We start from the raw sequence: 13,675 nt of genomic DNA on the forward strand, positions 1-13,675 counted from the left end.
GCACGGGCGCACCGCGACCACAGGTGACACATACGGGGCATGCGTTTCTCGAGACTTGGACTCTTGGGTTGTGCCGTCCTGTGCGCGCTGGTAGCCGCCTGTACGCACCACGCGCCCCGCTCCAGCTCTGAGCCACCGATGACCGCTGGCGAGCACCAGCGCGTCATCAACGGGGTGAGGCTGTACTACCGCATCGCCGGCCAGGCTCCGGCGGAGCGAGCCCCGGTGCTCTTCCTCCACGGGGGCCCCGGCTACAACAGCTACAGCTTCTCGCGGCTCATGGGTCAGCGCCTCGAGAAGTCCCGGCGCATGGTGTACCTGGACCAGCGAGGCTGTGGTCGCTCCGAGCGCCCCTGGGACGGCCGCTACTCGCTGGAGGTGCTGGTGTCGGACCTGGAGGCGCTGCGTCAGGAGCTGGGCGTGGAGCGCTGGGTGCTGATGGGCCACTCCTTCGGCGGGACGCTCGCGCTGGAGTACTCGGTGCGTTATCCCCAGCACGTGGCGGGCGTGGTGTACGTGAGCGGCTTCTCGGACGCGGCGAGCTCCTTCGCCACCTGGAAGCGAGAGCTCGAGCGCCTGTACCCCGGCCGGCTGACCACTCAGGCCTCGCAGGAGGACACGTCGGACTACACGCAGGTCATGCGGGCGCTGCGAGGCGTGGACGCGCAGTCCTTCTTCAATCAGCTGCAGTTCCATGACACCACGTACCGCCAGATGCAGGAGTCGATCGACGCGGAGAGCGGCCTGATCAACACGGGTGAGATGTCTCGCGCCCTCTTCTCCACCGAGCTGACGAACTACCGCTTCAAGGGCTCCGCGCAGGTCACCGTGCCAGTGCTCGCTATCGGCGGCCGGTACGACAACTCCGTCGGCATGGAGAGCATCCAGGCGCTCGTGAAGACGCTGCCCAACGCCACCCTGCTCGAGTACGAGAAGAGCGGGCACTTCCCGTACCTGGAAGAGGCGGACCGCTTTGAGCAGGACGTGACGCAATTCCTGTCGACCCTGCCCTGACAGCGCCCATTCACGGACCCGGCGTCACACGGCCCGCGGCGCCACCCACCTCGGTGGAGCCCACGACCTGACGCTGGGCCTGGTCGAACTCGACATCCAGCAGCCGCCCCGAGCCTCGGGGAGCCAGACCGAAGCGGATCCGCCAGTAGTTGGGGCGGACCTGCACGGCCTCGGCCACCTCCGTCACCTCATAGCCCGAGGAGACGGCGTATTCCTGGCCAATCCGAACAATGTCGCGGTAGCCGAGCTCCTGCTGCACGGAGTTGGGCGGCTCCGGGTACATGCGACGCTCCTGCGTCGGGCCAGCACAGCCGATGCCGAGGAGCGAGCAGGAGAAGACGAAAGCAATGGCAGGGCGAAGAGGGACCATGACAGCTCAAAAGTGAGCATGGTCCGTGCCACGGGGGGCTCCCTCGCGACGCGACGAGAGCCTCGATGCCCGGCACGCAAGCGTTGCACCCCCGGGAATGACGGGCCGCAGCGCTTGCGCGGGACAAAGTCCTTCGTGGACGACTAGCCCTTGGTGGGCGTGGAGGGCGCGCTGGGCGTCAGCAGCTGCTTGGTGACCACCTCGTCGATGATGCCGTACTGCCGGGCCTCCTCGGCGCTCATGAAGTAGTCGCGCTCGGTGTCCTTCTCGATGCGCTCGATGGAGTGGCCCGTGTGCTTCACGATGAGGCCGTTGATGTACGAGCGCAGGCGGAGGATCTCCTTCGCCTGGATGTCGATGTCCGAGGCCTGACCCTGCGCGCCACCCAGGGGCTGGTGAATCATGATGCGCGCGTTGGGAAGGGCGTAGCGCTTGCCCGTCGCCCCGGCGAGCAACAGCAGCGCGCCCATGGAGGACGCCTGCCCGACGCAGATGGTCGACACGGGGCTCTTGACGTACTGCATTGTGTCGTAGATGGCCAGACCCGCCGTCACCGAGCCACCCGGCGAGTTGATGTAGAGGTTGATGCCCTTGTCCGGGTCCTCGGACTCGAGGAAGAGCAGCTGGGCGACGATGACGTTGGCCACCTCATCGGTCACCGGCGTGCCCAGCATGACGATCCGGTCCTTGAGGAGCCGGCTGTAGAGGTCGTATGCGCGCTCGCCCCGGTGCGTGGTCTCGATGACGAAAGGGATGTTCATGGCCCCCCAACACTAATGCGCCTTGGCCCCGGGCGCCCCCCCGTTCTTTCCAGATCGTACTCCAGGCTACGCTCGGGGCCCATTCTGGGTGTTTCCATGAACGCCTCCGACATCGACGCCATCCTCGCCTCCACCCTGGAGGACAGGACCCTCACCCGTACCGAACGTCAAGCGCTCCAGGCCGTCCTGGATGACCGCAAGGCGGGCGAGGCGGTGCTGGCCCTGTTCCGCTCGCGGGCCTTCGAGCTGGCACGCACCTCCGTCACCGACCCCCGCGCCCGCGAGGTCATCTCCTGGCTGGAGGACACGGTGAAGGCCCTGTTGCCCTCCCGGGAGCTGCGGGAGACGAGCCGGGTAGAGGCCCACTTCAGCCCCGGGGAAGCCCCCTTGAATGCCATCGTGCGGCTTATCGGCGAGGCGCGGGGCAGCGCGGACGTCTGTGTCTTCACCCTGACGGACGACCGCATCACCCGGGCCTTGATGGAGGCCCATGAGAAGGGCGTGCGGCTGCGGGTGGTGTCGGACGGGGACAAGGCGTTGGATCTCGGCTCGGACATCCACCGGCTGCGCGAGGCGGGCGTGCCCGTCCGGGTGGACCGCACGCAGGCCCACATGCACCACAAGTTCGCCGTGTTCGACCGGATGCGCCTGCTCACCGGCAGCTACAACTGGACGCGCGCGGCGGCGGACGAGAACCACGAGAACGTGCTCGTGTCGGATGACCCACGCCTGGTGCTCCCCTTCTGCCGAGCCTTTGACGACCTCTGGACGGCCCTGGAGTAGCTCCCCCGCCCGCCCTCCTTCCTAGCGAGGCGCCCGCATTGCCGGTGGCCCCACCACCCCCCACCCTGTCCTCCCGGAGGAGGTGCACATGGGCGTGTTGGGAGAAACGGTCGGACGGGTTGTAGGAACCCTGTGGGGGCCACCCTTTCGCGTGGTCTCGGAGCTGCGCCACGCCCGCTCCCTCCATCCCGAGGGCATCTGCCTCCAGGCCGAGGTCGTGCCCATCCGGACCGACCCGCCCTTCTCGACCGTGGCCGAGCGCCTCGCCGGCCCGGCCATCGTGCGGCTGTCCACCGCCACCTGGCGAGGCGGGCGCGAGTGGCCCGACATCCTCGGGGCCTCGGTGCGCTTCCGGCGCGACGCGCGCATCACCGAGGAGGTCTCACCCGGGGACCAGGATGTCCTCTTCGCCACCGCGCGCCACTTCTGGTCGTTGGCCCCCGCGCTCCTCACCACCCAGGTCCATGACTGGCTCCAGAACGACTATTTCGGCATCGCGCCCTTCTCGGTGGACGGGCTGGGGAAGGTGAAGCTGCGGCTCACCTCGCCGCGCGGCGCTTCCCAGCGCTCCGGCACTCGGGTGCAACGGTTGAAGGACGCCATGCACGCGGGCACCGCGCTCCTCACCTTCGAGGTCTATCCCCTGGACGACGGGCTGCCCCATACCTGGACTCCCGTCGCGGACATCCTCCTGCGCGAGGAAGTGCGGCTGGATCCGGAGCGCCTGCGCTTCAATCCCTTCCACGCCGGGCGAGGCATCCGCCCCCGAGGCTTCCTCCACGCCCTACGGCTCCCCGTCTACCGGCAGAGCCAAGAGGGCCGCACCGTGCACTGAGCGGCGCTTCAGCGGCGCCTGGCCAGCCATGCGTCGACGGTGAAACGCGCCTCGGAGGCATGGTGCAAGAGCCAAGCGTATGCGAGGGCATAGAAGAGCTGGAGCCCCGCCGTCTCCCACTGCTGCCGCAGGCACGTTCCGAACGTGAGGGCCGCGATCGTCAGGCCGCCCAACAAGAGGAACCACCGCAGGCGCCACCCGAGCAGCATTCCCACTCCCGTCACGAGTTCGAGGAACGGGAGGACGAGCCCGAAGAGGCGCACGCTCCACTCGGGCAGGGGCGTCTGGGCAAACCCGTTCACGATGCCCTGCGCGAACCCGGCCGGATCGCCCACCCGCGTGAGGCCATGCATGGCGATATTGATTCCCAGCACCAGGCGCAGCACGAGATGACCGAGCGCGGCGTCGGACAGCGCCGCACGCGAGGTCGTGGAACCCGACTCCTTTAAGGCGACATCACTCATGGCCCCACCATGCCGCCCTCGGGACATGCAGGCAACGCGTATGCGCGCTACAGCAACAGCCGCCCCTGTCCCCGCAGCCGCCCCTCCACGCCCCAGTGCTTCACCACCTCACTGCCGCGCACGGCCCACAGCTCGTCCTGCAGATTCACCGAGACACAGACGTGGTTGGGCACCACGCGGACCCGCTCGCCCACGCGCGGCTTCCACGTCGTGCGCGACAGGTCCAGAAGCCCGTGCTCCTCGGAGAGCGAGTGCACCACCACCTCGGGCCGGTCCAACAGCGCGCCATAGCCCCCTATCGGCAGCTCCTCCTTGGCCAGCGCCTTGGAGCCCGCGTCGATGACGGCCTGCCCCGGCACCTCCGTACTTACCACCGTCGCTAGCACCGAATAGGCCACCTCCTCCCAATCACACGCGCCCATCCACGCGCTCGCCCGATCGAAGAAGGGCGTGATGCCCGGGCGGACTTCGTTCATCCCCACCACCTCGTGTGAGCGCCACAGGGTGGGCGTGGAGCCGCCACTCACGATTCCTGGCTTCAGCCCCGCCGCCCCCAGCGCGTCCAGGAACGTGCCCAGCCGATTCGACACCTCCGCGAGCGCCGGGCCCTGCTCGGCCAGCGGCATGCGGATGTGCCCCGGGTAGAACATCACGCCCTGGTACTCGAGGCACTCCACCCTCGCGGCCTCTCGGGCCAGCTCCACGGCCTTCTCCGGCGTCTGCACGCCCACCCGCCGCATCCCCAGGTCCAGCTCCACCAGCACGCCCACGGTGCGCTTCGCCTTGCGCGCGGCGTCGAGCAGCCCCGCCATCACCGTCCATGAGTCCAGCCCCACCGAGAGCCGCACGCGCTGGGGCAGCGCCATCAGCCGCTCCAGCTTCGAAGCACCCACGGGCGAATAGGCCAGGAGCACGTCGTCCGCCACTGCGCCCATCACCTCCGCCTCGCGGGGCGTGGCCACCGTCACGCCTACCGCGCCCGCGTCGAGCTGCATCGCCGCCACCTGCGGCACCTTGTGCGTCTTCGTGTGTGGCCGCCACCGCAGTCCATGCTCGCGCATGTACGCAGCGGCCTTCGCCAGGTTGCGCTCCAGGCGGTCCTCGTCCACGAGCGCCGCCGGGGTCTCGATATCGTTCAGGGAGGGGAAGCTCATATGTGGCCGTGAAGGTAATCCGCAGGGGCGCACGTGCCGACCTGAAACGTCGGGACATAGACGCACCCGCTCCGCCCGAGAGCCCGGACGCACGTCCGCTGAACGGCCCTGTCCTTACAGGTTGCCGATCATCTTCTCCGGGCGCACCCACTGGTCGAACTGCTCGGGCGTGAGGAGGCCCAGCTCCACGGCGGCCTCCTTGAGCGTCTTGCCCTCCTTGTGCGCCTTCTTGGCGATCTTCGCCGCGTTGTCGTAGCCGATGTGCGGGTTGAGCGCGGTGACGAGCATCAGCGAGCGATCCAGGTTCTCCTTCAGGCGCCCGTGGTTCGGCTCGATTCCCACCGCGGCGTGGAGCCGGAAGCTGCGCATGCCGTCCGCCAGCAGCCGGCAGCTCTGCAGGAAGTTGTGGATGATGAGCGGCTTGAAGACGTTCAGCTCGAAGTTGCCGGACGCGCCGCCCAGCGACACCGCCACGTCGTTGCCCATCACCTGCGCGCACAGCATGGTGAGCGCCTCGGACTGCGTGGGGTTCACCTTGCCCGGCATGATGGAGCTGCCCGGCTCGTTCTCGGGGATGGTGATTTCGCCAATGCCCGAGCGCGGTCCCGACGCCAGCCAGCGCACGTCGTTCGCTATCTTGAAGAGCGCGGCGGCCAGACCCTTGAGCGCGCCGTGGGCGTGCACCAGCGCGTCGTTGGCCGCGAGCGCCTCGAACTTGTTGGGTGCGGTGACGAAGGGATGGCCCGTGAGACGCGCAATCTCCTGGGCCACGCGCTCGGCGAACCCCTTGGGCGCGTTGAGGCCCGTGCCCACCGCGGTGCCTCCGAGCGCCAGCTCGGACAGGTGCGGCAGCGAGAGCTCCAGGTGCTTGCGCGCGTGCTCCAGCTGCGCCACGTAGCCGCTGAACTCCTGGCCCAGCGTCAGCGGCGTGGCGTCCTGCAGGTGCGTGCGGCCAATCTTCACGATGTCCCGGAATTTCTCCGACCGCTCCGCGAGCACGTCCCGCAGCGCAATCAGCTCGGGGAGCACGTTGCGCACCACGGCCTCCGCCGCGGCCACGCTCATAGCGGTGGGGAAGACGTCGTTGGAGCTCTGGCCCTTGTTGACGTCGTCGTTGGGGTGCACCTTGCGCCCCTCGCCGCGCTCGCCGCCCATCAGCTCCGAGGCCCGGTTGGCCAGCACCTCGTTGACGTTCATGTTCGTCTGCGTGCCGCTGCCCGTCTGCCACACCAGCAGCGGGAACTCCTCGTCATGCTGGCCGTCGAGCACCTCGTTCGCGGCCTTCACGATGGCCTCGCCCTTGTCCTTGGCCAGCGTACCGTTCTCCATGTTGACGATCGCCGCCGCCTTCTTCACCAGCACCAGGGCGCGGATGAGGGCCAACGGCATGCGCTCGGTGGAGATGGCGAAGTTCTGCCGGCTGCGCTGCGTCTGCGCGCCCCACAGGCGATCGGCCGGCACCTCGATGGGGCCGAACGTGTCCTTTTCGATGCGAACGTTCTGGTTGCTCACGTGGCTGACTCCTCTCCGGGAGTCGGTGCGATAACACGGGCCAGAAGCCCTCGCTCTCGCGAGTCCCTGCATCCGTCTTGCGGTGGGACGAGGTCACGCACAGGATTCCGGAAGTGGACACTCCCACCGGCACCATCCGCGCATTGCTGCTCGCCCAGGAGCGAGGCACCCCCATGAAGCGCGTCCCAGAGGCCCAGGCACTCGAGGGCCGAGGTTTCGTGGGCGACCGTCATGGAAAGAAGAAGCCCAACGGCAAGCGGCAACTCCTGCTACTGGATGAGGCCTCCCATGACTCGCTGAGGCTTGGGCCCGGAGCGCTGAAGGAGAACGTGGTCATCCACGGGCTGCCACTGGAGTCCCTGCCGCCCGGGCAACGCCTGGCCCTCGGCGCCGAGGTGGTGGTGGAGCTGACCGAGCCCTGCGTGCCCTGCTCGAAGCTCGAGCGCATTCGCCCAGGCCTGCTGAAGGAGTCCTGGGGCCGGCGGGGTCAGCTCGCGAAGGTGCTTCGCGGAGGCACGGTGCGGGAGGGGGATGGCGTGCGCCTGCTCGACGTCAACCCCGACGCGCCCCGCCCCATCCGCCCGAAGCTGCCCTGATCAACGCCCCCAGAGACGCCCCAACTCCAGGGCGAGCGCCTCGAGAGGCTCGGGCTACGCGCGGAGCTCCAAGGTGGAGTTTCGGTTCGTCTCCTGACGCCGCTCAGTTGATGAAGAACGCCTGTGCGGGAGTGTCGATACACAGGGACTGATGAATGACGGCGCCGTCCGCGGGGTTGGCGTTGGAGAGGTTCAGGCACTTGCCGCTGTGCTTGAAGATAAGGTTGTACCCGCCCCCGGACAGCGGCCGGAGATCGACCCGCTGGTTCGCTCCACTGTGACAGTTCCACTGTTGCACAGTCGCCCCGTCATCGGTCTGACTATTATAAACGTCCAGGCACCGGCCGCTCTCCCGGCCGCGAATCATGTACGAGCCATCCGGATAGGGCAGGAGCTGGAAGCCCTGCGCCACGTTTCCGGCGGCACACGTGCCCTGAGCGATGATGACACCGTTCTCGGGGCTGTTGCCCAGGGGCTGGGCACACTTGCCGCTGGCAGCCACCTTCAGGGTCACATAACGCCCGCCATTGCCCTTCATGCATCCACCGCCGGACAGTCCCGTGTTCACGGTGGGGAAGGCGGCCAGGCCTCCCCGGGGAACCTCCCTCACCACCGATGCCCCGCCGAGAGCATCGAGCTCCCGCTGGTTCAGCTTGTATTTGCCATTACCGGTGTAGAGGTAGTTGTCCTCCGTGGCGCGCTCACGCAGCAGGACGCCACAGTTAGGCGTGTTGGAGATCTTCGCCAGCGACGTGTTGGGAACGGTCTGCACGGGAGCGGTGAAATAGGCGAGCTCCGCCGGGGGCACCAGGAACTTCGCATTGCCCTGCAACAGGTACGTCTGGGTGCCAATGCGCTCCCTCACCAACTTGCCCTCACCCGAGCCCGAGTAGAAGGGAAAGTGCTGGTTGTTTGACGGCAGCGCGCGAACCTGGTTGGGATTGAAGTACTGCAGCTCGGTGGGATCCGGGACGTGGAAGTACATGCCGCCCACCACAGTGAAGATCTCGTGTCGCCCCGTCTGCCCGAGCACCGTGCCATCCCTGGGAATGGGGGTGATGTCATTGATGGCGCTCGAGGTGAGCGTGGCGGACGGCGCGGCGTAGTTCGCCCACTGAGCGGGATGGATATAGAAGCGGGCGCCTCCAACGATCAGCCACCGCGACTTGTCCGTCGAAGCGATGACCGTGTTGTCGGGGCTCGAGCTGTAATTCCACGCGAAAGCGCCAGGACTGGCGGCGAGTGTGAACGCGACAGCGGAACGGATGAGCGACTTGAGAAACATGAACGACCTCATGGGAGTTCTCTCGGCGACACCGGACTTGCTCGGCGCTGAACCGGAATCCCTTGGAAGCAGAAAAAGGAAGGGAGACCAGCCGGGAAGACTTCCCCGGCTGACCTTCACGCAATCACGGATGACTCTCAGTTACACACACCCGGCCACTTGACGTTGCCCGCGGCACGCGGTGACAGCTTGAACAGCACCGCCACTTCATCGGCCTCATCCATGTTCAAGCCCTGGGCATGCAGGGTGTTGTACAGCGATTTGAAGTTGATGGACATCTTGGTGAAGGGTGACAGGCCCTCACCCACTCGCATGGGCAACGAGACGGTGTTGAAGGAGTCAACCGCGTTGGCATAGGTGCTGTAGGCGGTGACAGGCACGATCTGCTTCCTCCAGGTGTTGTTGTTCAGCGAGTAGCTGATCGGCCCCTGCTCCGCCACGAAGAGCTGCTGCTCGTCGAACTCCACGTCGAGGCGAAGGCCATTCAGGTTCGAAGCCCAGGGGTGGTACCAGGCGAAGTGCAAGCCCATGGCCTCGATGACGGCCGACGCCTCGGAGCAGCCGAGCTGCGCTGGCGCCGTCGGGTTGGAGAACAGATCCCACGGCGTGAGGTGCAGGGAGACCCGCCCGCCCGTGTCCACCGCGTCCCAGATCTCCTTCGCACGCATCTGGTCATCCGCGATTCTCCAGGGGCTCGCGAGCGCGGTGGCGCTCGGCCGCTTGAAACGCAGGGCCACGATGAAGGGGGGCTTGATGAGCGAGTCACTCGACTGGTTTTCGTAAGCCGTCAAGATGGCGGCCATGGCGGCGCTCGTATTGCTCACTTGGGTGAGCACTCCGTCGCTCAGTTTGGTGTCGATGATGGCATTGAGCTGGTTGCGGTAGTAGGGAGCATCCGCGTTGTTCATCTCCTTGAGGACGCTGGGGTAGCGCAGCTCCAGCAGGGGGAAGAAGTCATTGACCATCTTCTTGATGGAGACGTTGGCGATATCGCCGGCGTCCCGCAGCTGGCGGGCGTCCACGTCGCGCAAGGTCCAGGTGGTGGACAGTCGGTAGAGCCGTGAGGAGGCCTCGGCGTTGGCGATTTCATCCTTCAACCCCTTCATCTCCAACACGAGCTGGTTCATGGACCGCTCGATGGTGAGGATCTCCACCTTCTTCTCCAAGATGGCGATCTCCTTGTCGATCCAGGCCTCGAAGAGCTGACGGAACTCGATGGGCTCGACGGTGAGGCTGCCCAGCGCGAGGAGCGCGTCGGCACGCAGGGAGCTCCTGTCACCCGGCAGCAGCCGGCCCTGCTTGAGGATTTCAGCCTCTTTCGCGCGGAGCTTGGCCAGGGTCTGGAGCATCGCGTCCTTGAGCTGCTGGGAGCGCCTGCCATTGATGGGCTCGAGGCGCTTGAGCGCCACCGTGAGGGTCTTCGCGGAGGAGACGGAAGAGCATCTGCTGGCGTCATTGACGACGAGGTAGAGATCCGAGTTCCCCGTACCCTTGGGAATGAAGGAGTCCATACCCGACTTGATGATGTGGAGATCCTTCGCTTGCGCGAGGTCCGTGACGCCCTGAGGCATCTCCACGAGGACCAGGCTGCCCACGGGCAGGCTCGGCAGAGGCGTATTGCTCAACCGCAGGCCGCGGCTGAAGCTCGCGGAAGTGCGGTTGTCCCCGCCACTGGAGTAGCTGTGGGAGTAAGTCCGACTGCCTTGCGTGCCATGGGAGTAGGAGTCACAGTCCTGTACGGATCTCGAGTACCCGAGGCTGAGCTGAACAGGTGAGGGCACGGCCGGAGGCAGCCCGAGGTTCGCCGAGAACTGCGTCCCTTCGCACTCCTGGTGGGAGTCGCTGTTTTCATAATAGGAGCCGTCCTGTCTGACGCTGGCGGTGGAGAAGGACGTGTACCCTGTGCTCGACCACTCCACGGAGAAACCCTCGGGACCCGTCGTGATGAGCTCTTCCACGCCACCCGAGTTACTGGTCAGCTTGACCTGAGAGGAGAAGACCGTCTCACCCGTGATCGTATGCGCCAGTGAAAGGGAGCAGGTGGGCGTCCACGAGCCCGTCGTCTGGATGTTGAGCAGGTCGCCCGGACTCACCGTGAGCTTCCACGGCTCGCCTGTCGCCTTGAGCTTGTCCTTCATCGCAAGCTGCTGGACACCCGTGAGCGCGACGGGAGCGCCCTGCTCATTGGTGTAGCTGGTCGAGAGCTCGCTGTCGGCGCCACTGATGGACAGCGGGATGTCGGAGCGATTGTATTGCAACAGGCCACCATCCAGCTTCTCCGACTCCAGCAGCTCGTTGAAGGCGCTGGAGAAGTCGGCGAACCGGCCCTCCTGGACTTCCAGGGAGTATCGAAGTCCCTGCAGGTCCTGGCTGAGCTGGCTCATGCTCAGCGCGCGGGTATACATCTGATTGAGGAGGCGGAGGCTACTGGCCGTGCCGCTCAACTCCTGCTGCAGGTTGCTGATGAGCGAATAGCGGCCCGTCTTGTATTTGTCGATCGCGGCGGTGAGGGCGTTGTTGTTCGACCTGAGGGCACTGATGAGCGCGGCACGTCCTCCCTCGGAAATGCCCGAGTGCAGGACACGGCTCAACCCCGGAGTCAGGTAGACGGTCTTCTCGTAGCTGTTCGTGCGGAACGAGGCGTCCTGGATGATCAGCGACAGGGCCGCGGCGCTGCCAGGAGTCTCCATGGACATACCACTGGAGAGGATGCGCTGCCAGTCATCGGGCTCTCCGGGCGTGGGCATGTGGAGCAGGGCATCCTCCATCGCCATCCGGAGCGCGGAGTGGTTGCTGGCCAGCAGGGAGAAGACAGTCCGCCAGGCGGTGGCCTCCTGGGAAACGGTCTTCGAGCCCAAGGGCGCCCGCTGGGTGTTCACCTGGGTCAGCAGGGAGGAATCGTGCATGGCGCCAAGCAGCGCCCACATCAGGCTCATCTCCGAACGATCTTCCGGGAGTGCGCACTGCTTGAAGCGGCAGGCGAAATCATGAAGGGGGATGAGCTCGGTGAGACGCGACTGCAGTCCCTTGAAGCCGTCGCCCATCACCAGCAACATCGGCTCGTGCTTCATGAGATGACCCTCGCTGTCGTCCGTGAAGAGCTGGGTCAATACCTCGCGCTCCACCTCCAGGGACTTCGAGCCCACATCCTTGAGGTACGCATTGATCTGCGCCTCGGAGGAGGAGGAATCGATCGTTCGCGCGTAGACGACCTTGGTCGCATAGGCGGCGGTCCAGAAGTCCGCGAGCAACCGGGAGAGCTGGGACCTGAACTCCGCCTCGTCGCTCAGCCTCGACCGGCCCTGGGCATACCAGTTGTCGATGTAGCGCAGGGCACGGCGCACGTCGCTGGTCTTCAACGCCCCCGTGCTCGGCTCGAGGGCGATCGAGGTGGCCTGGCGCTGGGTCAGCTTGTACATGATGGCGGCGTAGGCGGTGCGGTACTCCGAGCCCTTGCAAGCGGGAGTGACGGGCACGTTGGCCACGGCCGTGAGCAGGCTCGAGCAGAGGGCATGCGATTGATCGGCGGATTCCGCCGAGACATGGTTGCCCGTGAGCCGCGCGCACATATTCAGGTTGGCGTTGAGCGTGGCCATATCGCCACAAGAGGAGTCGGTGGTCAGGGCCGTGAAACCCATGCCGGCCTCACACGTCAACTGATGGTCGGGAAAGTCCTTGTAGAGGGAGCGCGCGAAGGTGCGCTGCTCCTCGGAGAGCTGCTCTCCCTCGAGCTCGAAGAGGAGCTTCATCCGGCGGACCACCTGCTGTTGCAGAAGGGTCCTGTCCGTACCCACCGTCATCAGATTGGCGAGGGCCAGGCTCTTGTCGAGGCACGTGAAGCGACCGGACACCGTCGTCTCCTGCTCGCACGTCATGCAGGTGGGCGCGGTCTTGAAGTCCGCGGTGGCCGTGCGATAACCCAGATCCTTCCACTCCTTGGCGGCCTCGTCCCGGGCCGCCTGGAGGCTCAGACCAAACTCCGTGCGGCGCAAGCGGGTACCACACGCATCCACGGGGGCGTTGCCGAACGAGACGTCACGGCAGTAATTGTAGAGGGGCTTTTCCGTGTCGTCACAGTCCTTCCGGGTGAATGCACAGTGGGGGTCCGTGGCGGCGTAGTGGTTTCTCTTCCAGACGTTCTTGAGGGTGATCGAACACGTCCCCGGCTGGGCCCCTCCGGCGTCGACGGTGTAGCTGGCGGGATAGGTCTGACTCGACTGCACCTGACCACGATGGGCCGCATCGGTCTCCGCGTTGATCAGCCTTTGAACCGCGTCCTTACACGGCCGCTCGTAGCTGTACGTGTTCCGGTCATGGCATTCAGGCTTGTCACACCAGCCCCCCGAGCACGTCCCGGGCTCGCACACCACTTCGGTATACGTGACAACCGGGTAGACCTGGACGCTCTTTTCGACGGTTACGTACTCCTCGACATCGCATTCCGTGTAGCAGCTCTTCTGGATGTAGCCAGTGCTCCCGCAGAGCGAGTCGGTCCTTCCCTCATAGCACTGGGTTTCGTAATAGATGGGTCCGGCGCAGATCTTCTGGGCATCCGTTGAGGGAGCAACCGTCCCCCCATTCCAGTCCAAGGACGCAAGTGTACAGGTATCGAGCGCCTGTGCGGTGGTCGCTACCTGGCTCGGTCTGACGTCGTCGGGAGGAAGACCTCCACATCCGGCGAGCACCAGCAGGTACGCACAGAAAAAATAGATTGAATTTCTAAACAAGAAGGCTCCTCGGATCGTGGGAAAAGTCGCCGCTCATCGGCATGTCCGATTCCCCAGCGCGCCGTGTACCTGACTACCAGCGGCCTCGCTGTGAACCAGATTACAGTGACAGCCCATCTGGAATGTGTAAACCGATTCATAAGGGTGCGATCCGCAAATCTTTAGGGAGCGCGC

Annotated in this window: 11 protein-coding genes; 4 read left to right on the top strand and 7 right to left on the bottom strand. The window is 65.8% G+C overall.

The window, feature by feature from the left end; genetic code table 11:
* Positions 1–138 precede the first annotated feature (138 nt).
* Positions 139–1,014 (top strand): alpha/beta fold hydrolase, encoded by an 876-nt coding sequence (locus tag F0U60_RS45840; protein WP_395809943.1) that lies wholly within the window; start codon positions 139–141, stop codon positions 1,012–1,014.
* A 10-nt stretch (positions 1,015–1,024) separates the two neighbouring features.
* On the opposite strand, the gene F0U60_RS45845 is transcribed toward F0U60_RS45840, so the two are convergent.
* Together F0U60_RS45845 and clpP are read right to left on the bottom strand one after the other, a co-directional pair.
* Complete coding sequence (locus tag F0U60_RS45845; RefSeq protein ID WP_395809945.1) at positions 1,025–1,384, bottom strand: hypothetical protein; 360 nt, start codon at positions 1,382–1,384, stop codon at positions 1,025–1,027.
* Positions 1,385–1,527: 143 nt separating this feature from the next.
* Entirely contained in the window at positions 1,528–2,145 is a 618-nt protein-coding gene (gene clpP / locus F0U60_RS45850; RefSeq protein WP_395809947.1) for an ATP-dependent Clp endopeptidase proteolytic subunit ClpP, read from the bottom strand.
* Between the two features lie 96 nt (positions 2,146–2,241).
* Here clpP and F0U60_RS45855 point away from each other — a divergent pair, with 96 nt between their 5' ends.
* Complete coding sequence (locus F0U60_RS45855; protein WP_395809949.1) at positions 2,242–2,928, top strand: phospholipase D-like domain-containing protein; 687 nt, start codon at positions 2,242–2,244, stop codon at positions 2,926–2,928.
* Between the two features lie 88 nt (positions 2,929–3,016).
* Positions 3,017–3,763: a hypothetical protein gene (locus F0U60_RS45860; protein WP_395809951.1), complete on the top strand. Its 747-nt coding sequence runs from the start codon at positions 3,017–3,019 to the stop codon at positions 3,761–3,763.
* An 8-nt stretch (positions 3,764–3,771) separates the two neighbouring features.
* Here the strand turns inward: F0U60_RS45860 and F0U60_RS45865 are convergent, their stop codons facing one another.
* The 3 genes from F0U60_RS45865 to fumC all read right to left on the bottom strand — a co-directional run bounded on the left by F0U60_RS45865 (position 3,772) and on the right by fumC (position 6,893).
* Positions 3,772–4,227, bottom strand: a complete 456-nt coding sequence (locus F0U60_RS45865) for a DoxX family protein (protein WP_395809953.1) — start codon at positions 4,225–4,227, stop codon at positions 3,772–3,774.
* Between the two features lie 47 nt (positions 4,228–4,274).
* On the bottom strand, positions 4,275–5,381 hold the full coding sequence (locus F0U60_RS45870) for a D-TA family PLP-dependent enzyme (protein WP_395809955.1): 1,107 nt from the start codon (positions 5,379–5,381) through the stop codon (positions 4,275–4,277).
* A gap of 114 nt (positions 5,382–5,495) precedes the next feature.
* Complete coding sequence (fumC, locus tag F0U60_RS45875; RefSeq protein WP_395809957.1) at positions 5,496–6,893, bottom strand: class II fumarate hydratase; 1,398 nt, start codon at positions 6,891–6,893, stop codon at positions 5,496–5,498.
* A 113-nt stretch (positions 6,894–7,006) separates the two neighbouring features.
* Between fumC and F0U60_RS45880 the strand changes: the two genes are divergently transcribed.
* Entirely contained in the window at positions 7,007–7,489 is a 483-nt protein-coding gene (locus tag F0U60_RS45880) for an MOSC domain-containing protein (protein WP_395809959.1), read from the top strand.
* A gap of 103 nt (positions 7,490–7,592) precedes the next feature.
* Here the strand turns inward: F0U60_RS45880 and F0U60_RS45885 are convergent, their stop codons facing one another.
* Both F0U60_RS45885 and F0U60_RS45890 read right to left on the bottom strand, forming a co-directional pair.
* Positions 7,593–8,774 (bottom strand): RICIN domain-containing protein, encoded by a 1,182-nt coding sequence (locus F0U60_RS45885; RefSeq protein ID WP_395809961.1) that lies wholly within the window; start codon positions 8,772–8,774, stop codon positions 7,593–7,595.
* 137 nt (positions 8,775–8,911) lie between these two features.
* Positions 8,912–13,501 carry a hypothetical protein gene (locus tag F0U60_RS45890; protein WP_395809963.1) on the bottom strand — a complete coding sequence of 1,530 codons (4,590 nt, stop codon included), beginning with the start codon at positions 13,499–13,501 and terminating at the stop codon, positions 8,912–8,914.
* Between the last annotated feature and the right edge of the window lie 174 nt (positions 13,502–13,675).

Origin of the sequence: Archangium minus (assembly GCF_044360475.1) — a bacterium.
Classification (GTDB): domain Bacteria; phylum Myxococcota; class Myxococcia; order Myxococcales; family Myxococcaceae; genus Archangium; species Archangium minus.